The 18,484-nt window shown below is 65.0% G+C and carries 15 protein-coding genes and 1 pseudogene; 5 read left to right on the top strand and 11 right to left on the bottom strand.

What is annotated here, in order from left to right; genetic code table 11:
• The first annotated feature begins 103 nt into the window (after positions 1–103).
• Positions 104–1,411, top strand: coding sequence for a M28 family peptidase (locus GRX03_RS06455; protein ID WP_159763388.1), 1,308 nt, complete (start codon positions 104–106; stop codon positions 1,409–1,411).
• Here GRX03_RS06455 and GRX03_RS06450 read toward each other — a convergent pair.
• Both GRX03_RS06450 and GRX03_RS06445 read right to left on the bottom strand, forming a co-directional pair.
• A complete protein-coding gene (locus GRX03_RS06450; RefSeq protein WP_159763387.1) occupies positions 1,399–2,088 on the bottom strand; it encodes a 2-phosphosulfolactate phosphatase in 690 nt (229 codons plus the stop codon). The two genes, GRX03_RS06455 and GRX03_RS06450, sit on opposite strands and share 13 nt — an antisense overlap.
• Positions 2,069–3,130, bottom strand: coding sequence for a phosphotransferase family protein (locus GRX03_RS06445; RefSeq protein ID WP_159763386.1), 1,062 nt, complete (start codon positions 3,128–3,130; stop codon positions 2,069–2,071). The genes GRX03_RS06450 and GRX03_RS06445 overlap by 20 nt, the downstream gene beginning before the upstream one ends.
• 163 nt (positions 3,131–3,293) lie before the next feature.
• On the opposite strand from GRX03_RS06445, the gene GRX03_RS06440 reads away from it, so the two are divergent.
• Both GRX03_RS06440 and GRX03_RS06435 read left to right on the top strand, forming a co-directional pair.
• On the top strand, positions 3,294–5,675 hold the full coding sequence (locus tag GRX03_RS06440; RefSeq protein WP_159763385.1) for a DNA topoisomerase VI subunit B: 2,382 nt from the start codon (positions 3,294–3,296) through the stop codon (positions 5,673–5,675).
• Positions 5,676–5,677: 2 nt separating this feature from the next.
• Complete coding sequence (locus GRX03_RS06435) at positions 5,678–6,769, top strand: DNA topoisomerase IV subunit A (protein ID WP_159763384.1); 1,092 nt, start codon at positions 5,678–5,680, stop codon at positions 6,767–6,769.
• Positions 6,770–6,787: 18 nt separating this feature from the next.
• Here GRX03_RS06435 and GRX03_RS06430 read toward each other — a convergent pair whose 3' ends face one another.
• From GRX03_RS06430 to GRX03_RS06405, 6 genes are all read right to left on the bottom strand, one after another.
• Entirely contained in the window at positions 6,788–8,512 is a 1,725-nt protein-coding gene (locus GRX03_RS06430) for a PAS domain-containing sensor histidine kinase (protein ID WP_159763383.1), read from the bottom strand.
• A 70-nt stretch (positions 8,513–8,582) separates the two neighbouring features.
• A complete protein-coding gene (locus GRX03_RS06425) occupies positions 8,583–9,884 on the bottom strand; it encodes an MFS transporter (RefSeq protein ID WP_159763382.1) in 1,302 nt (433 codons plus the stop codon).
• 220 nt (positions 9,885–10,104) lie between these two features.
• A complete protein-coding gene (mch, locus tag GRX03_RS06420) occupies positions 10,105–11,037 on the bottom strand; it encodes a methenyltetrahydromethanopterin cyclohydrolase (RefSeq protein WP_159763381.1) in 933 nt (310 codons plus the stop codon).
• A 42-nt stretch (positions 11,038–11,079) separates the two neighbouring features.
• The gene (locus tag GRX03_RS06415; protein WP_159763380.1) at positions 11,080–11,766 is read right to left on the bottom strand and encodes a VOC family protein; all 687 of its coding nucleotides are present in this window, start codon (positions 11,764–11,766) and stop codon (positions 11,080–11,082) included.
• Between the two features lie 81 nt (positions 11,767–11,847).
• Positions 11,848–12,273, bottom strand: coding sequence for a hypothetical protein (locus GRX03_RS06410; RefSeq protein ID WP_159763379.1), 426 nt, complete (start codon positions 12,271–12,273; stop codon positions 11,848–11,850).
• 90 nt (positions 12,274–12,363) lie between these two features.
• The gene (locus GRX03_RS06405) at positions 12,364–13,551 is read right to left on the bottom strand and encodes a redox-regulated ATPase YchF (protein ID WP_159763378.1); all 1,188 of its coding nucleotides are present in this window, start codon (positions 13,549–13,551) and stop codon (positions 12,364–12,366) included.
• 121 nt (positions 13,552–13,672) lie between these two features.
• Here GRX03_RS06405 and GRX03_RS06400 point away from each other — a divergent pair, with 121 nt between their 5' ends.
• The gene (locus tag GRX03_RS06400; RefSeq protein WP_159763377.1) at positions 13,673–14,296 is read left to right on the top strand and encodes a hypothetical protein; all 624 of its coding nucleotides are present in this window, start codon (positions 13,673–13,675) and stop codon (positions 14,294–14,296) included.
• Positions 14,297–14,336: 40 nt separating this feature from the next.
• On the opposite strand, the gene GRX03_RS06395 is transcribed toward GRX03_RS06400, so the two are convergent.
• From GRX03_RS06395 to GRX03_RS06385, 3 genes are read right to left on the bottom strand one after another with little or no spacing between them, the layout of a single operon-like run.
• The gene (locus tag GRX03_RS06395; RefSeq protein ID WP_159763376.1) at positions 14,337–14,900 is read right to left on the bottom strand and encodes a DUF7139 domain-containing protein; all 564 of its coding nucleotides are present in this window, start codon (positions 14,898–14,900) and stop codon (positions 14,337–14,339) included.
• A gap of 60 nt (positions 14,901–14,960) precedes the next feature.
• Complete coding sequence (locus GRX03_RS06390) at positions 14,961–15,704, bottom strand: DNA polymerase sliding clamp (RefSeq protein WP_159763375.1); 744 nt, start codon at positions 15,702–15,704, stop codon at positions 14,961–14,963.
• Between the two features lie 42 nt (positions 15,705–15,746).
• A complete protein-coding gene (locus GRX03_RS06385; protein ID WP_159763374.1) occupies positions 15,747–17,237 on the bottom strand; it encodes a sensor histidine kinase in 1,491 nt (496 codons plus the stop codon).
• Between the two features lie 118 nt (positions 17,238–17,355).
• Between GRX03_RS06385 and GRX03_RS06380 the strand changes: the two are divergent.
• Positions 17,356–18,437 (top strand): annotated as a pseudogene (locus tag GRX03_RS06380) (M20 family metallopeptidase).
• The last annotated feature ends 47 nt before the right edge of the window (positions 18,438–18,484 follow it).

Genomic DNA, 18,484 nt, shown 5'->3' with positions numbered 1-18,484 from the left:
CCCACCTGACTTAAATTCCACGCACGCGCGAGCGCGAGCGCACACGCTCGCACTCGTTTGCCCCGGCCCGTACATTCAGGCGGCTCCGGGCGAAACGAGGCGTATGGGACGATTACCGGACAGCACTGTCGGCACGGCACAGACAGATCCGATCTCCTGGGAGACGCTCACGGCGCTGGTCGACTGCGCACCGCGGATGGCCGGAAGTGCGGGCGAACGGGCCGCGATGGACGAACTCGCGGAGCGCTTTCGCGCGCTCGGCGCTCGCGACGTGTCGGTCGATTCCTTCGAGATTGCGGCGTGGGAACGGGGAGAGTCGACGCTCTCGGTTCCGGAGCGCTCGGCGGAGTACGACGGCGACCATCAGGTCATCGGCCTCCCCGGAACGCCGTCGGGGACGGTCTCCGGTCGGGTCGTCGACGTCGGTCACGGGACCCCGGCGGAATTCGACGAGCAGTCGGTCGAGGGTGCGCTCGTGATCGTCGCCGGCGGAACCCCCGAGTCGTACGACCGCTGGTTTCACCGCCGCGAGAAGTACGAACTCGCCGTCGAGCGCGGTGCGGACGGCTTTCTCTTCCAGAGCCGTCGAGACGGCTGTCTCCCGCCGACGGGAGATATCGGTGACGGCGACCCGCCCGGCGAGATTCCAGGTGTCGGTATTTCCCGTGAGGTCGGCCGGCGTCTCGCCCGCTACGCCAGCGACGGAACCACCGAGGCGGAACTCACCGTCGACTGCGGGACCGAGCCGGGAACCTCGGGGAACGTCTCTGCCCGACTCGGCCCCGACACCGACCGTGAACTGTGGCTGACGGCACACCACGACGCCCACGACATCGCGGACGGCGCGCTCGACAACGGCTGTGGCTGTGCGCTCGTCACTGAGGTCGCTCGACTGCTCGCGACCGTCGAAGACGACCTCGAGACGGCCGTCCGACTGACGACCTTCGGCGCCGAGGAGGTCGGGCTGTTGGGGTCGACACGGGCGGCCGAGGAACACGCGCTGTCGGAGATCACGGCCGTACTGAACCTCGACGGCATCGGAAGCACGCGCAATCTCGCCGTCGATACGCACGGCTTCCCCGCGATTGCGGAGGCGTTCGAGCAGGCCGCGGACAGCCACGACGTCCCCGTCGAGATCCGGGAGCGTGTCAACACACACAGCGATCACTGGCCGTTCGCACGGGAGGGAGTGCCGGCGGCGATGGCGTACTCCACCGGCGGCTCGGATCGACGCGGCTGGGGGCACACCCACGGCGACACGCTGGACAAACTCGACAGCCGTGATCTTCGTGCGCTCGCGGTCCCAATCGCGGAGGCCGTTCTCGAACTCGCGTCCGGGGAGCGCTCGACGGAGCGCGTCTCTCCCGACACGGTTCTCGAACGCGCCCGCGAGGAGGGCTACGACGTGTAGCCGTCGACGAACCGGCCGTCTTCGAGGGTCGGAACCACCGTCGTCGAGTCGAAGGCGAGCAGGTCGTCGAGTTCGTTCCCGTATCCGATCTCCCGTAGCCACTCGGCCGTCGAGCAGTCCCGCACCCGCTCGCGGAGGTGTTCTTCGTCGACGTCGACGCCGGTGTACCGCGCCTCGATCAGTTCGGCACCGACCGTATCCTCCGGCACCGGCTCACCCTGCCGGCCGGCCGCGACGATCATCGCGTCCCGCTGTCGCCCGGCAAGTTCCTCGGCGACGGCGGCGGCGTTGATCGTGCTGCCGACGACCAGTCCGTCGGGGAAACCGACCCGCTCCATCGCCCGGGTGCCGTTCGTGGTCCTGATGCCGACGGGCCGGCCCTCGATGTCCGCGTCAGCGATGATCGACGGCAGCGGCGAGAGATCGAACCCCTCGATCGCTCCGCCCCCGTCCTCACCCACGAGCACGGCGTCTTCCCGCTGTTTGAACGACAGCGCGGCCTCGGGATCGCTGAACGGCCTGACGTAGGCCGCGCCCTGTTCCAGCAGTCTGATGATGCTCGTCGAGGAGATGATCACGTCGACGACCGCAAACTCCACTGACGGCGTGGGATCGGGAATCTCCTCCAGGCGGTCGACTCGCCGGACGGTCGAGCGCTCAGATCGGTCGTTCGTCATCGATGATCTCCAGTGCGTGCTCGGCCAGTTGCGGGACGCCGTCTTCCATCATCGCGTAAAACGTGCTGTCGCTGTTGCCCATGAGATAGCGGGCGTAGAACATCTCACCCAGCGCGGCCATCTTGTAGACCGCGAGCACGCGGTAGAATTTCAGGTTCCGGACCTCGACGCCGGTCTGTCGTTCGTAGCGGTCGAGCAGTTCTCCTCGCGTGTGATACGCCTCCTCGGTCAGGAACGTCGGCGCCATCGTCTGCATCAGCGGCGACAACTCGCCTTCGACCGGGTCGAGCCAGAAGAACAGAACCCAGCCCAGATCCGTCAGCGGGTCGCCGAGCGTGCTCATCTCCCAGTCGAGGACGCCCGCGAGTTCGGGGTCAGGATCGGGTCCGAAGATGACGTTGTCGAGTTTGTAATCGCCGTGGACGAGCGTGTGTGCGGGTTCCTCGGGAACGTTGGCTCCGAGCCACTCGCCGATCTCTGCGATCTCGGGCACCTCGCGCGATTCCGTCGTCTCCTGAAAGGCCCACTCGAACTGCTCGCCCCACCGCTCGACCTGTCGCTCGGTGAACCCCTCGGGAGTGCCGAACTCACCGAGACCGACGGCGCCGTAATCGACGGAGTGAATCGCCGCGAGGGTGTCGATCATCTCCCGACCGATCCCGGCGCGGGCCTCCGAGTTCTGGAAGCGGTCCGGCTCGGAGTACCGCAACACGTCGCCGTCTAGCCGCTTCATCACGTAGAAGGGCGCGCCGATGATCTCGCTGTCCTCCGTCGCAGCGACGGTCTCCGGCACCGGAACGTCCGTCTCCTGCAGCGCGTCGACAACCTCGTACTCGCGGAGCACGTCGTGGGCGGTGTCGGCGGTTTCCCCGACCGGCGGCCGTCGGACGACGAGATCCGTCTCGTCCCAGGAGACGAACAGTGTCTCGTTCGAGAACCCTTGATCGTGGCGCTGTACGTCGAACGTCTCGGCTGGGCCCAAGTGTTCGCGCAGAAACGACCGCAACTGATCGCGGTCGACGAGATCCGACTCGATTGGCATGGCTCCCCATTTTCCGGTGACGAGTAAATAGTTTGCTAAGCTAACGACGGATTGTGGTTACTGTTGGAAACTAACGGGAGAGCCGACCCGTCGTGTCGCGACTAGTTTCAGTTTCACCCCGCTTGCGTACAACATTTAAGGATTGGCCGGGTAGAGAGAGCCGATGACAACGTACCAGTCCCAGCTCGGCGAGGACGAGGGGATCGCCGAGGAACTGGCCGAGAGCCAGCGCTCTATCTCCATTGCCGAGTTCTTCGAGAAGAACAAGCACATGCTCGGGTTCGACTCGGGGGCCCGAGGGCTCGTGACCGCCGTCAAGGAGGGGGTCGACAACTCCCTGGACGCCTGCGAGGAGGCCGGTATTCTCCCCGATATCTACGTCGAAATCCAGGAGGGCCGGGACTACTACACGCTCGTGATCGAGGACAACGGCCCCGGGATCACGAAAGAGCAGATCCCGAAAGTCTTCGGGAAACTCCTGTACGGTTCCCGCTTTCACAAACGCGAACAGAACCGCGGACAGCAGGGGATCGGTATCTCCGCGGCGGTGTTGTACTCGCAGTTGACCTCCGGCAAGCCGGCGAAGATCACCTCTCGCACGGAAAACGGCGAACAGGCGCAGTACTTCGAGTTGATCGTCGACACCGAGACCAACGAGCCGGAGATCAGCACCGAGAAGCCGACCGAGTGGGATCGGCCCCACGGAACGCGGATCGAACTCGAAATGGAGGCGAACATGCGCGCCCGCCAGCAGCTCCACGATTACATCAAACACACGGCGGTGGTCAACCCACACGCCCGCCTGGAGCTTCGGGAGCCACAGGCGGAGTTCAAATTCGAGCGCGCGACCGACCAACTGCCGGCCGAAACCGAGGAAATCCGCCCGCACCCTCACGGCGTCGAACTCGGGACGCTCATCAAGATGGCCGAGGAGACGGACTCGTACTCGCTGTCCGGCTTCATGCAGGGCGAGTTCACCCGCGTGGGTCAGAAGACCGCTGATTCGGTCATCGACGCCTTCAACGACCGATACTACGGCCGCGAACTCCGGTGGCGGCCGCCGCAGGCGCACGAAGACCTCGACACGGAGAGCGAAATCGTCGAGGCCGTCGCCAACAAGAGCGCGGAGGTGACCGCCGAGTTCGCCGCCGAGGTCGTCGACCGTATCGCCGAGCACGAGCGACTGGCTCACCACGAACTCACCACAATCGTCGAGGAGACGGCCGATACGATCCAGACCGGCCACGGAACGACGTTCGGATCGACGGTCCGCGAGAAGGCCCGCGACGCCGCGTGGGCGGCAATCTCCGAAGAGCGCGAGGCGGACCTCTACGAACTGGTCGACGACGCGACGACGACCAGAAAGGACGACGCCGTGGTTCGGGGGATGGCCGAGCGACTGGCGGAGAAGTTCGAGCCCGGCGAGTCCCACCGGTTCACCGAGGAGGAACTCAGACGGCTGGTCGACCGGGCCGCCGACATGACGGAGGAGCGCGACGACGCGACCTTCGGCGACACGGCCCGCGAGAACATCACCGAAGCGCTGTGGGAGGCGGCCGCGCGGGTGCCGGACGACCCGCCGCAGATCACGGAGGTTGCGGCCGACCGGGACGCCGCGTCCGAACTGCTCGAAGCGATGCGCGAGACCGACATCATCTCCCCGCCGACGGACTGTCTGGCTCCGATCACCGCGGAGTTGGTCGAGGCGGGGCTGCGAAAGGAGTACGACGCGGACTTTTACGCCGCGTCGACGCGGGACGCTTCGGTCCACGGCGGTGATCCGTTCATCGTCGAGGCCGGTATCGCCTACGGCGGAGAACTCGAAGACGGCGGGAAGGCCGACGTGATGCGGTTCGCGAACCGCGTCCCGCTGGTCTACCAGCGCGGAGCCTGCGCGACGACGGACGTGCTGAAAGACATCGGCTGGCGGAATTACGGGCTGGACCAGCCCGGCGGGAGCGGCCTCCCGGACGGCCCGGCCGTGATCATGGTCCACATCGCGTCGACGAACGTGCCCTTCACCAGCGAGTCGAAAGACGCCGTCGCCAACGTCCCCGAGATCGAACACGAGATCGAACTCGCGGTCCGGGAGGCGGCCCGCGAACTGAAAAGCTTCCTCAAGAAGCGCCGCTCGATGGAACAGCGCCGCCAGAAGCAGGACAAGTTGGCGACCATCTTGCCGGAGATGGCCGAGAAACTCGCCAACGTCACCGGGAACGACGACCTCGACATCGACGGCACGCTGGCCCGGATCATGAACGACGTGCTGGTCGAGCGCCACCGCGAGAACGGGGCCGTCGAACTCACCGTCGAGAACAACGCCGACACCAACGCCGACCTGGAGATCACCGAAATCGTCACCGACGAGCCGGATCCCGACGGAGAGGCCCAGGTCGTCGAGATGGACGGCGAGTGGTTCATCAAGTGGAATCCGACCGTCGACAGCGGCGACGAGCGGACCCTGACCTACGAGGTCTCCGAGTCGGCCGACGCAGAGGTCGCCGTCGAAGGAATCGAAGAGGAGAAACTCACGATCGACGCCTAACAATGAGCACAGAAGACACACCCGACCCGCGCGAGCAGTTGATGGCCCTTGCAGAACAGTTCTACGACCAGTTCGAGGACGGCGACGTGCCCCGGATGCAGGTCCCGACCCGGACCAAGACGAACATCGAGTACGACGAGGACAAGCACGTCTGGGTCTACGGCGACCGGACGTCGACCCGGACCGCCAAGACCGTCAGCGGGGCCGAGAAGCTACTGAAAGCCACCTACACCATCGATTTCCTCCTCCAGCAGATCGAGGAAGGGCGCTCCTCGACGCTGCGAGAGCTGTATTATCTCTCGGAATCGTGGGATCTCGACGAGGCGCAGTTCGGCAGTCAGGACGAGTCGAACTCGCTGATCGAGGATCTCGAAATCGTCTCCGGGGCGACCCGAGAGGACTTCCACATGCGGCCCGAGGAGTCCGGGGCGACGATCATGGGGCCGCTCAGACTGCGCGAGCAGACCCGCCGCGGCGAGCGAGAGATCCACTGCCAGAAGGATGTCGGAGAAGGGGGCTACCAGATTCCGAACAACCCGGACACCATCGACTTTCTCGACAACGACGCCGACTTCGTTCTCTGTGTCGAGACCGGTGGTATGCGTGATCGGCTGGTCGAAAACGGCTTCGACGAGGAGTACAACGCTATCGTCGTCCACCTCAAAGGCCAGCCCGCGCGGGCGACCCGCCGGATCACCAAACGGCTGCACGACGAACTCGACCTCCCGACGGTGGTGTTCACTGACGGTGACCCGTGGAGCTACCGGATCTACGGCTCGGTCGCCTACGGATCGATCAAAAGCGCACACCTCTCGGAGTATCTGGCGACGCCCGAGGCCGACTTCATCGGGATCAGACCGCAGGACATCGTCGAGTACGACCTCCCGACCGATCCGCTGAGCGACTCAGACATCAACGCCTTAGAGTCCGAACTGGAGGATCCGCGCTTTCAGACCGACTTCTGGGAGGAACAGATCGAACTCCAACTCGACATCGAGAAGAAATCCGAACAGCAGTCACTCGCCTCCCGCGGTCTGGACTTCGTGACCGATACGTACCTCCCGGAGCGACTCGACGAGATGGGCGTGCTGTGAGATGCCGGCTGGCTGACGTCAGTCGGGACTGGTCGCCGCGAGCGGAACCTGAAACGTGAGCGTCGTCCCCGTGCGGTCGTTGCGCTCGCGTTCGACTGCACCGCCGAGTGCCACGACCGCCCAGTACATCACCCAGAGACCGATGCCGCTCGTGTGTCTGAGCGGGGTCTCGGCCCCACCCTCGATGATCTCCCACTCCGAGTCGGGAATTTCGGTCCCGTTGTCGGCAATTTCGACCTCGACAGTGTTGTCGCTCTCACAGGCAGCAACCGTGATTTCGACCACAGCGGGGTCGCTGTCGTTGTGTTCGACCGCGTGCTCGACCGCCATCTCCAGTGCACACTGGAACATGTTCCCCTTCGCGATTGCACGGCGCGTGTCGGTCGGAACCTGGAGGTCAATCTCCGCGCTCGGGTGTTGGCGTCGCAATCGGGTGACGACGCTGTCGAGGTGTGTGAGTTCCAGCGGTGACGGCTCTTCGGTTTCGAGTAGCTGACGAATGACGCTCACTTTCTCGCTGATCTCTCGAAGCTCCCGCGAACGCCTCCGAATCGACGCCGTCGCGGCCTCCCGCTTCTCTCCTTCGACGTTGGACTCCAGATACTCCGCGTAGCCGTCGATCACGTTGACCGCGGTGCGGACGTTGTGTCGGAGCACTCTGTCGAGGACGCCGAGAACCTGGGTCGTGAGTTGTTCTTCGGTCACGCTCCGCTCGATGACGGTGTAGTGTGTCGTCTCGCCTCTGTCGTCGATAATCGGAACGACCGTTCGACGAACGCGGTACAGTTCGCCCGTCTTCGTCGTGTTCGTGCGTTCGTCCTGGTAGCTCTCTCCGCGAGGGGGTGAACCCGAACCCAGGATCGGTCCGTCGCTGTCCGTACAGAACAGCGCCGGCGTCTCTCCGAGCACCGCGTCGGCGTCGTAGCCGGTCGTCACCTCGAACGCCGGGTTGACGTACTCGATCCGTCCCTCGGTGTCGGTGACGTACATCACCTGATCCGACGCCTCGGCGTGGCTCTCGAACAGCGTCTTCTCGCGCTCGTACACCTTCGCGTCCGAGATGTCCTGTTGGAATCCCAGGAACTGTGTCACGGTTCCGGTCTCGTCACGGACCGGCGAGATGCTCACTCGGTTCCAGAACAGCGAGCCGTCCTTCCGGTAGTTCCGCAGTTCGACTGTGACCGACTCCTCGTCGGCAATCGCTTCGCGCAGCCGTGCCACTGGCTCGGGACGGGTGTTCGCCCCCTGAAGAAACCGACAGTTCCGACCGAGCACCTCCTCGCGCCGGTAGCCGGTCATCTCGACGAACTGGTCGTTGACGTACACCAGCGGGGTGTCCTCCGCCGTCGCGTCCGCAATCGTGATGCCGACCGGTGCCTCGTGCATCGCGTTCTCCCTGAGCGAGGCCGCTAACTCACCCTGTGTGAGGTCGAGAAAGGTCGTCTGGACCTGTGGCGTCTCCTCCCATTCGACGGGCGAACTGACCGCGATCACCTCCCTGTGAGTCCCGTTCGTCCCTTCGAGGCCGACCCGCACCCCGAGCGCCGGTTCCCCCTCCTCAATCCGGTCGATCTGTTCGGAGAGTGACCGCCAGTGTGGGTCGGAGAGATACGAGCGAAGCGAGTGACCTGCCAGTTCCGCGGAGTTCTCGATACCGACCAGCCCCGCGAACTCCTCGTTTCCGTACCGGATCGTTCCGGAGTCGTGGACGACCACTGGGCCGACGAAATCACCCGCTTTCATCGACGGTGATTCGTGCTCCCACGGTTTGATTGTTGTGCCGCATCCCGAGAGAGTGTCGATCAGCGGCCGGTCAGTCGGCCGTGGATTCGGTCGAGACGTCGATGTAGTCCGTCTCGGGGAAGAGCCGTCCGGTCTCGTACCTGATCCCAACGAGGAGGATCACACCGGCAGAGAGCGGCAGCAACGCACACGCCGCGTACACCGGCGTGAACCCGACGAGGTTGATCAGCGGGAGCGAGACGAGCGGACCCAGCCCACCGCCGACATCGCCGAGAACGTTGTTCGTTCCGGACGCCCGGCCCATCTTCTCGGCGGGGGTGAGGTCCGCGAGGAGTGCGACGAGAGGGCCGCTCGTTCCGCCCTGGCCGCTTCCGATGAGGATGCAGGCGATCACCAACACCGGCACCGAGTTCGCGACCGCAAGCACAAGGAATCCGACCGACGCGACTCCGACGAACAACAGAAGCGTCGGGACGCGGGACTCGCGGTGGTCGCTCAGGTAGCCGCCGCCGAGCATGAACACCGCCGCCGAGAGCACCGTAATCGCCATGAAGATGCCCGAGGTGCCCTGCGGGGCGAAGCCGAAGAGGCTGAGATTGCGCTCGTTGAGGAAGAGCACGAGCGTCGAGAACAGCGCGCCGATGTAGCCGAACAGGATGGTGAAGTTCACCAGCCCGACCGTCAGCGTCGTGGCGCTGCGGTCGATCTCCCAGGGTTTGACCGACTCGTTCGAGTCGCTCGCGACGTGGGTCTCCGGGACGAACAGATACGCCAGAAGCGTCGCAAACAGCGCGAATATCGTCGCGACGATGAAGGCCACGACATCACCGGGAACCCCCGCGAAGACACCGTCAGCGACGTCGCTGACGACGCCGCCGACGACCAGTCCGGAGGGAAAGCCGAAGATGGTGCCGCCCCGGATGAGTCCCATACTGGTCCCCCGAGAGCCGCTCTGGCTGATGTCCGCGGCGATGGTGTACGCCGTCGCGAACACGAGTGCGCTGCCGACACCCCAGAGGATCCTGACGAGCAGGAACCACGGCTCCGGAGTCGGCGAGAGATACGCGATGACGTAGCCGAACGTAGAGACGGCCTGGATGAACAGGCCGACGATGAAGGGTGTCCGGGTTCCGACCCGGTCGACGACGCTGCCCGCCGGAGCGTTCGCAACCAGCCGCGAGAACCGGTTCGCGCTGAGAATCAGACCGACGAAAAACGGTGAGATGCCGAGTACCTGACCCAGGTTCGGCAGGATCGGAAAGATGACGCCGCCGCCGAAGCCGACGAAGAACGTACTGGCGATGACGGAACCGACGATGACGTACTGCTCGCGACTCAGACCGGATTGCTCGGGCTCTTCGGCGTCGCTCATCGCGAACCACCACCTGCGCGGGTGTCGAATCGACGCCGCCGCGATCCTCTGACCAGGGGACGGCGGCGACGCGCATCGCGTGAGTGTCTGCCTCTGACCACATTGACTGAATGGTCAGTCAGTACTTGACTATTTCTGTTTCCACCCGAGTCCCGGTTCTACAGCGAACGGTCTCTCGGGAGCCCCGTAACTACAGAAAGTCGCGAACCTACGGCCCCTCTCAGAGCCCGTAGCTCTCTACGAGTACGTCCTCGGCGGTCTCACCGACGGTGTGGGTCTCACCGCCGACCACGTCGACGGTCACCTGTGCCGGTGCGAACAGTTCGCGGTCGAGTTCGGCGTAGTCGTGATCGACGGCCTCGAAGATGTCGGCGAACGGGTCGCCGTACTCACTGCGGGCGGTCGAGGCGACTTCGTCGAAGCGGTCGAACGGCTCTTCGACCACGAGATGGACTTCGCCGCCGTACATGACAGCGTCGTTCGTGTACGCCATCGCGGTCGATTCGTCTCCGGCGACGGGTGCGACCGGGGCAGACCCCGTCGCGGAGAGCACATCCAACGGGTCGTAGCCGAGTTCGGTGAGTCGGTAGACGGCCAGTTCCGCGGCCCGGGCCGCGCCGACGACGCTCCCGGTGATACTGGCCGCGGCGTAGGTCGGCAGAAAGACCCCGCTCTCGGGGACGCCGGTGCGGTCGGCAACCCGCTGGGCGACTGCCTCGTCGGGCAACTGGTCGGACTCGACTGCGAGGACGGCGAAGTCGAACGACTCGGCGTATCCGACGCGGTCGAAGATGTCTTCCTCGGCCACGAGGGCGCGCGCGGGGCCGCTTCCCAGCCCCTCGAAGGAGTCGGTGACGAGTTCCCAGCCCCCTTTTCCGGCACAGAGCAGCGACAGTGCCGGCTGATCGGTCGAGAGTTCGACGTGCGTGCGCGGCGTTCCACCCACGGTTCCGCTTCGGGCCTGAACGGTCGCCAGCCCGGCGGTCTGGATCTCGACGAGCAGCAGTCCGGCCTCAATCGCGCCCGGCGCTTCCACGCCGAAATCGAGGACGGCGGAATCGCCCGTTAGCTGGTGGACGTCGACGGTCAGTTCGTCCGCGAACTCGATTGCCTCGTCGACCAACTCCGTCGCCATCCTGTTGAGACTCTCCATGTTCCCCACTTCTGCGCCCGCCGATAGAAAAGCGTGGGGTTTCTACGGTTCGACCACCGTCAGGTAGTGTCCGTCTGGATCGCGGAGCCGATACCCCCGCTCTGTCTCCTCGACTGCGGCCAGTTGCTCCCGGGCGGAATCGACGACCGCTCCGGGGTCGTCGGCCTCGATTCCAACGTCGACGTGGACGCCGCCGCGGGCGTCCGCCAGCCCGAGGTGTGGCTCCCACAGTTCGATGTCGAACGAACCGGCGGTCATCCGGACGCGTTTGCGGTCGTCGCCCTCGTCGACGGTCTCGAAGCCCAACTCTCCGTACAGCGCCTGTGCTCGGTCGAGATCCTCGACCTCGAAGACGACCTCGAAGACGCCGTCGACGCCCGGCCCCGCCACGTCTGACTGCCCGAGTTCGACGCAGTTGACCTCGGTGTCGTAGAAGTACAGCGACTTCGAGTCCCCGAAGGTGTGCTCGACGAGATCGAACCGCTCGTCGAGTCGCTCGTACCACGAGTCGTACTCGCCGCGAGGGATCGACAGCGCGTAGTGGGTGTGCAACCCCCCGCGCGGGACCGAGTGCGGTCGCCTGAGGACCAGGTCGGTGTCGCCGGCCGCGAAGGCCACCTCGTGATCGCTCTCCGAGCGCACCTCCAGGTCCAGAAACGCCTCGTAAAACGACTGTGCCCGGTCGAGATACTTGACTTCGAGCGCGAGCCAGCGGAGTCCATCCAGCATAGCCGGCCGTACTACCGCGCGGCAAATGACTGTTGTGTCAGCGTGCTGTGCTCGTCTCAGAACGATCGGCCTCCGGGACAGCTAGTCCTCTGCACCGATGTCCAACTCGTCGGGCTCTATCCCGATGTCGATGTTCGAACCGGTCTCTACGTCGAACTCCCCGACGTTGTACGTGGCCTCGAACGCCAGTTCGCCGTCGAGATAGATCTCGTACGGGTAATCGCCGGGGCTCGTTATTCCCGTGTATATCGCCGTCGACTCCCCGGGGTCGAGCAGTACGCTCCGCTCGGTGATGACGGAACCCCTGCCCCTGCTTTCCAGCACGACAACACCGGCGACCACCCGCTGGGAACGCCGGTTCGACACGGTGACGAAGATGTCCTCACTCGGGTCTGGCCGTTCGTCACTCTCCGAGTCGCCGTCTTCGTTGTCGGACAGCGAGCTGCGGGCACAGCCGGAGCCGAGAACCGCGAGCAACAACGTGAACACGAACTGTCGTCGTTCCATCGCTCGTTACTGGTCACACGTTCGGTAAGTGTCTTTCTCCGGTCGGTTGGGGCCGAGACTCGACGACTTAACGGTTCTTTCCGGCGCTCGCTACTGAGTCGTCGAGACAACTTCGACGACGGCGCGGTGGTCGAGCACCGTATCGGCACCGACCTGTCGGTCGTTTCGGCAGTCGATCCCGTGCAGGAAGCCGTCTCCGATGTCGCTGTGCAGGTGGTAGGCGAAGTCCTCGGCGGTCGCGTCGGAAGGGAGCAGAAAACAGTCCCGAAACGGGCCGTTCGTCCAGTCGCCGGAGGCGGACCCGGGAAAGACGGCCTTCAGATCCAGCACGTCGAAGACGGCGGTCTCCAGGGCTTGCTGGACGCCGGTGCCGCCGTACTCCTCGACGAACGTCCGGATCTGTTCCAGTCCGGTCTTCTTCGCTCTGGGCAGGTCGGCGGTGATCTCGAACTCGTCGCTGCCGGGCGTGTATTCGAGAACGCCCTGCTCGGCACCGTTTTTGAGCGCCTTCTCGGCGTGTGCCGAGACGGGGACGAACGTGAGGTGGTCGTAGGCCGGATCGTCGGTTATCTCCGCCCAGTTCTCCTGGGCCGCCGGCACGTCCATCTTGTTCGCCGCGATCACCATCGGCTTGGTGCGCTTGCGGATCTCCTGAGCGAGTGTCCGCTGGTCCTGCTCGTCCCACGCCGGTGGCTCGACCGGCAGGTCGACCGAGAGGATGACCTGTTTGATCTCTGCGGGGCTGATCCCGAACGCAGAGAGCTGTTCGCCCAGCACGTCCTCCGGGTCGGGATCTGAGAGTTCCTTGTCCTCGTAGCGTCTGATCCCCTTCCGGAGGATGTCGAGATACCACGCGTCCAGTTCCTCCTCGAGGAAGTCGATGTCTTCGCGGGGGTCGTGTCCCTCGGTGGCCTCGCCCTCGGCGTCGGTCGTTCCGGAGAAGTCGACGACGTGGACCAGCACGTCCGTCTCGTTCAGGTCGGTGAGAAACTGGTTGCCGAGGCCGCGGCCCTCGTGTGCGCCGGGGACCAGCCCGGCGATATCGACGAGTTTGACCGGCACGAACCGCGTTCCGTCCGCGCACTTGCCGACCGAGGGCTGGCAGGTTCGGCCGAACTCCGGGGCGGCACAGTCCGTCCGGACGTACGCCTCACCGAGACTCGGGTCGATGGTCGTGAAGGGATAGGCCCCCTCGGGCACGTCGTTTATCGTCGCCGCGTTGAAAAACGTCGACTTCCCGACCGAGGGCTTGCCGACGAGACCGATTCGGTAACTCATTGGCCGAACGAGTCGCCGAGCGAATAAAAACTGAGTTATCCGCTCGTCGTGTGCCAGAGAAGGCTTCCCACGGACCGGTTCACGGGATAGATGCTTATCCCGGGGGGTCGTACGTGGGTACATGTCCGACGACGGCGCTCAGGACCGACCAGAACTGGACGGAGTGACCGAGTGGAGCGACGGAGTCAGCTGGATCGCCGATCCCGACGAGAAGCCGCGACGGGCGAGTCACGCCCTCGCCACCGAAACGGGGGTCTTGGTCGTCGATCCGGTCGACGCCGAGGGGCTGGACGGGCACCTCTCGGACCTCGGCACGGTGGCGGGCGTCGTCGTTCTCCAGGACCGCCACACCCGGGATGCGACGGCCGTAGCCGAGCGTCACGACGTGTCCGTGTTCATGCCGGAGTGGATGGACCTGGGTGCCGAGAAACTGGACGGAGAGCCCGAACCGCTCGGTTCGGCGCTTTCCGAGACGGGCTATGAATCCCACGAACTGTTCGACACCGACGACTGGGAGGAGGCGGTTCTCGTCGACGAGTCAGCCGGGACGATGGTCGTCCCCGAAGCGGTCGGCACCTCGCCGGGGTTCACGCCGGACGGGGAGGTCCTCGGCGTCCACCCGGTGCTCGATGAGCCACCGACTCGCCTCGGTGACTGGGACCCCGAGCGGATTCTCGTCGGCCACGGCGAGAGCATCTACGAAGACGGAGGCGACCGATTGCAGGAAGCATTACAGACGGCGTAGACGAGAGGGTCAGCCGTTCGTTCGGAACGAACGGAGCTGATTACTCGTCGAGGTCGTCGATGTAATCGCTCGGATTCCCGCCGTCGCTGACGATTTCGCGGTACTCGCGGTGGCTCACCTCGACCGTCTTCGTCTCTCCCTGGGTGATGACTTCGAGCGAGACGGTGCCCTGTGGGTTGTTCCGCAGCCGGGTGTTCGCAATCGCGGTGAAGACGAACCAGACGGCGATCGCACAGCCGATGCCGTACAAAAACAGCGTCTCGAAGGCGAGTGGATCGGCCGTGCGCGTCCACCGATCCGGGTAGGCGTACTGGAACAGCCAGACGCCACCGCCGGACAGGAGCGTCCCGAACAGCACACCGATCCGGGTCCGCCTGCTCGCGGGCAGGACGACCACGATTCCCGAGAACATGAGCGGAATCCCGACGCCGGCGGCGATTCCCGCGTACAGTTTCGCAGCCGTGCTCTCCCCGCCGGTCCAGACGGCGGCCACTGCGCCGATGATCGCGAGGACACCGACACCGACGAGAGTTCCACCGACGGCGGCCTGCCGCGGTCTCGACACCGGAGAATCCCGCGTGTACGCCTCGTCGAGACTGGTCATGTAACTCTGTTGCCGGCGGCCACACAAAACTGTGCGTCAGACAGAGGTATGACGGGCCGATCAGTTGCTCTGGATCCGGGGCGCCAGCATGTATGTCACGGCACCCTCGCCCTCGGCGATGTCGAAGTGCAGTTTCACCGGGAACTCCTCTCCGAGTTCCATCGTGACCTCGGCGTCTTTCGGGATAGCCTTGTTCATGTCCTGCAGGTAATCGAGCGAGAACAGCGACGAGGCCTCGCCGGCGACGAGATCGATCAAATCGTCCCCGTCGAGTTCGAGATGGACGTCGTCGGTGTCGCCTTCCGCCTTGACGTAGAACACCCCGTCGGCCTCGTCGACACCGAGTTCGATGTGGTCGCTGACCATATCCGCGGCGGTCACCGCCCGGTCGATGTCGCGACCCTCGATAACGATGGTCGAAGAGAGATCCAGATCCGGAAGGTCGGGCTCCTCGCGGATCGATTCGGGGTCGATCAGCGCGAGGGTGTATTCGAGTCCGTCGATGGAGATGTGCAGTTTGCGGGTCTCCTCGTCGAGTTCGAGTTCGACCAGTTGGTCGCTGTCGGCCATCCCGGCGATATCCTGTAGCCGGACGAGATTCACGCCGATCAGTCCCCCGTCTGCCTCGTAGGACTCGAAGGCGTCCGCATCCAGCGAGAGATCGACCATCCCGACGTTTGCGGGATCGACGGCCCGGATTTCGATCCCGCCCTCGTCGAGGTGGATCTTACACTCGTCCACCAGCACGCCCACGGAGTCAAGCGTCGACTGCAACCGTTCCGCTCGCACTATCGCCTTGAACATCTTGTGCCGGGCTACGTTGCCTTCGGTTAAAAAGGCACGTCATTACGCCCCGTCAGCGGTGTTCTCCCGGTTTACTGTCACGCCGGTGAACTCGAACCGCGCGCCGGGCGTGCCGTCACCGAGTTCGCTGTCGGTGATACTGACTTCCCAGTCGTGTGCCCGGGTTATCTCCTGAACGATAGCGAGGCCGAACCCGGAGTGGTCGCCGTCGTCTGCCTCGCTGAAGCCGGGAGAGAGCACCTTCTCCCGCTGTGACTCCGGAATCCCGGGTCCGTCGTCCTCGACGAAAAAGCCATCGGGGAGCAGGCCGACCCGGACCGTCGGATCGGGTCCGGCGTGGCTGAGCGCGTTCCAGAACAGATTTTCGAGGAGCTGTTTGAGCCGGCTCTCGTCGGCCCGGATGTATCCGGCCCCGTCGAACTCGAGGGTCCCGTTCGACTCCTCCTCTCGGCAGTTCTCCCAGCAGCCGGTGACGATATCGGACAGTCGCACCCACGTTGCTGACTCGATCCGGTCGCCGTAGTTGACCAGCGTATGCATGTCCGAGATGACCGATTCGATGCGGTCGTGGGCGTTCGCCACCTGATCGAGATGCGAGAGGTCGCCGGTCTGTCGGGCGAGGTCGACCCGAGTCGTGGCGACGGTGAGGTGGTTCGGGATGTCGTGGGTTATGACATCCACGAACGCTTCCAGACGCTCGTTCTGCCGCCTGAGATCGCGCTCGTTTTCGAGCCGTCTGAACGCCGTCTCGGCGTTCGAGGCCGGGATCGACGCGAGGTCGAGGTCGGTCTCGTCGAAGGCACCGGGCTCGTGATGGGTGATACTGATCAGCCCGTACGACCCGATTGGGACGTACAGAACCGCCGCGGTATCCCCGCGGTCGTAGCCGTCGTCGAGGGTGGTGACATCCTCGACGACGACCGTTTCACCCTCCTCGAAGGCGCGGACAGCGGCCGTCTCCTCGTCGGCGTCGTATGCCCAGCAGTCTCCGAAATCCGTCCGCGCTCCGTCGGTCACCAGTACCGGTTCGAGTTCACCGGTGTCTGTCGCCACCCTCACGACCGTCCGGTTGAAATCGAGAATCTGTTCCGCGGTCTCGGTGATTACCCTCGCAATCTCGTCGACTGATCCGGCTTCGATCAGCTCGTCAGTCACCGCATGTAGCCGACTCAGCTGTCGTTCCCGCCGTTTCTGAATCGAGATGTCCTGGATCGTTCCGACGTTGAACCGGCCGTCGGGCGTCTCGATGCGAGTCGTGATCGTCTGCACGTCGAGCGCCGTCGATCCGAACTCGTGGACGGCCTCGGCGGTCCGGGTCTCCCCGTCGTCGTAGGAGTTCCAGTACTCCTCGAACCGGTCCGGGTCGACGGCGTCGTTGACCTCCCAGATACGTGTCCCGATCAGCGAGTCTCTGTCTGTGTCGAGCATGTCGGCGTAGGCCTGGTTGACGTAGACGTAGGCGCCGGTCTCGTCGTAAGCGCCGACTCCGACGCCGACGGCCTCCACCATCTGCCCGAGCAACTCGCCCTCCATTCCGTTGCGTGTCGTTGGTACGGTTCACGTATGACTGTTTTCCCCGAGCGATCCGCGCGGAGAGCGAGCGCCTACGACGACCGGAGGGCTTTAGCCGGCGTCGCGAGTGAACGCCGATATGGATCTCCCCGAACTCACCCGCTCTCTCGTCGAGATTCCGAGCCACGACGACGAAACCGAGGCGGGCGACTACATCGAGCGATGGCTCCGGGACCACACCGACGGGAGCGTCACCCGGGACCGCCACGGAAACGTGCTCGCGAGTCGCGGCTCCGGCCGGCAACTCGCGCTCGTCGGCCACCACGACGTGGTGCCGCCGGCCGGCGAACAACTGGACGACGGGCGATACGCCGTCGACCGGCGGGGGGGCGTCTCTACGGCCGCGGGACTGCCGATATGAAAGGGGCTGTCGCCGCCGCGATGTGTGCGTTCCGGGACGCAACGCTCTCCGGCGGCGAACTCGTCTTCGCCTCGTTCGTCGGCGAGGAGACCGGCGGCCGCGGGGCACGCGGTGCAATCGACGACGGGTTCTGTCCGGCGTACGCCATCGTCGGTGAGGGATCGACGGGGTACTCCGCAGAGGGGGTCACTGATGTCGCCGTTGCCCACAAGGGGCGACGGGCGAGCACCGTACACGCGGCGGGGGTGCGAGCGCACGCGAGCGAACCGGACGCCGGCACGAACGCGATCTACCGTGGTGTCGAGGCCGTCGAGGCGATCCGCGAGTTGGCTGTCCCGGAGACGACGGTACTCGGACGGAGCGTCTCCGGATCGCTGGCCGTCACGGAGATTGAGGGCGGGACGGCCTGGAACGTCGTTCCCGACTCGTGTTCGATCACCGTCGACGAACGGACGGTTCCCGGCGAACGGGTTCCGCTCTCGAACCTGGCTGATCGACAGGGCATCTCGGTCGAGGTGGAGCAGGACCTCCCGCCGATGGCCTGCGACGATCCCGACTTCGCGGATCTGGTCGTCGACGCGGCGGCGACTGCCCAGCAGGCCCAGCCACAGCGAGTCAGCAAGCCGCACGCGACCGATGCCGGGTGGCTGGCCGACGCGGGGACAACCTGTGTTGTCTGCGGTCCCGCCGAACCCGGGCAAGCCCACACCGCAGACGAGAGCGTCTCGGTTGCCGTTCTCGAACGGTGTTACGAGATATACCGCGAGAGCGCCGAGCGGTTCGGGAGTCGGTTGCTCTGAGTGTCTGCTGGGACGAAGTTCCGCTGGCGATGCGTTGATGGGCTGGC

Source organism: Halovenus carboxidivorans (assembly GCF_009831575.1).
In the GTDB taxonomy this organism is placed as follows: Archaea; Halobacteriota; Halobacteria; order Halobacteriales; family Haloarculaceae; genus Halovenus; species Halovenus carboxidivorans.
Note: the sequence above shows the minus strand (reverse complement) of the source record. Positions and strands in the feature narration are given on the sequence as shown.

Excerpts from the sequence above, each read along its gene's own strand:
- GRX03_RS06455 (WP_159763388.1), top strand. The coding sequence starts at position 104 with ATGGGACGATTACCGGACAGCACTGTCGGCACGGCACAGACAGATCCG.
- GRX03_RS06450 (WP_159763387.1), bottom strand. The coding sequence starts at position 2,088 with ATGACGAACGACCGATCTGAGCGCTCGACCGTCCGGCGAGTCGACCGC.
- GRX03_RS06445 (WP_159763386.1), bottom strand. The coding sequence starts at position 3,130 with ATGCCAATCGAGTCGGATCTCGTCGACCGCGATCAGTTGCGGTCGTTT.
- GRX03_RS06440 (WP_159763385.1), top strand. The coding sequence starts at position 3,294 with ATGACAACGTACCAGTCCCAGCTCGGCGAGGACGAGGGGATCGCCGAG.
- GRX03_RS06435 (WP_159763384.1), top strand. The coding sequence starts at position 5,678 with ATGAGCACAGAAGACACACCCGACCCGCGCGAGCAGTTGATGGCCCTT.
- GRX03_RS06430 (WP_159763383.1), bottom strand. The coding sequence starts at position 8,512 with ATGAAAGCGGGTGATTTCGTCGGCCCAGTGGTCGTCCACGACTCCGGA.
- GRX03_RS06425 (WP_159763382.1), bottom strand. The coding sequence starts at position 9,884 with ATGAGCGACGCCGAAGAGCCCGAGCAATCCGGTCTGAGTCGCGAGCAG.
- mch (WP_159763381.1), bottom strand. The coding sequence starts at position 11,037 with ATGGAGAGTCTCAACAGGATGGCGACGGAGTTGGTCGACGAGGCAATC.
- GRX03_RS06415 (WP_159763380.1), bottom strand. The coding sequence starts at position 11,766 with ATGCTGGATGGACTCCGCTGGCTCGCGCTCGAAGTCAAGTATCTCGAC.
- GRX03_RS06410 (WP_159763379.1), bottom strand. The coding sequence starts at position 12,273 with ATGGAACGACGACAGTTCGTGTTCACGTTGTTGCTCGCGGTTCTCGGC.
- GRX03_RS06405 (WP_159763378.1), bottom strand. The coding sequence starts at position 13,551 with ATGAGTTACCGAATCGGTCTCGTCGGCAAGCCCTCGGTCGGGAAGTCG.
- GRX03_RS06400 (WP_159763377.1), top strand. The coding sequence starts at position 13,673 with ATGTCCGACGACGGCGCTCAGGACCGACCAGAACTGGACGGAGTGACC.
- GRX03_RS06395 (WP_159763376.1), bottom strand. The coding sequence starts at position 14,900 with ATGACCAGTCTCGACGAGGCGTACACGCGGGATTCTCCGGTGTCGAGA.
- GRX03_RS06390 (WP_159763375.1), bottom strand. The coding sequence starts at position 15,704 with ATGTTCAAGGCGATAGTGCGAGCGGAACGGTTGCAGTCGACGCTTGAC.
- GRX03_RS06385 (WP_159763374.1), bottom strand. The coding sequence starts at position 17,237 with ATGGAGGGCGAGTTGCTCGGGCAGATGGTGGAGGCCGTCGGCGTCGGA.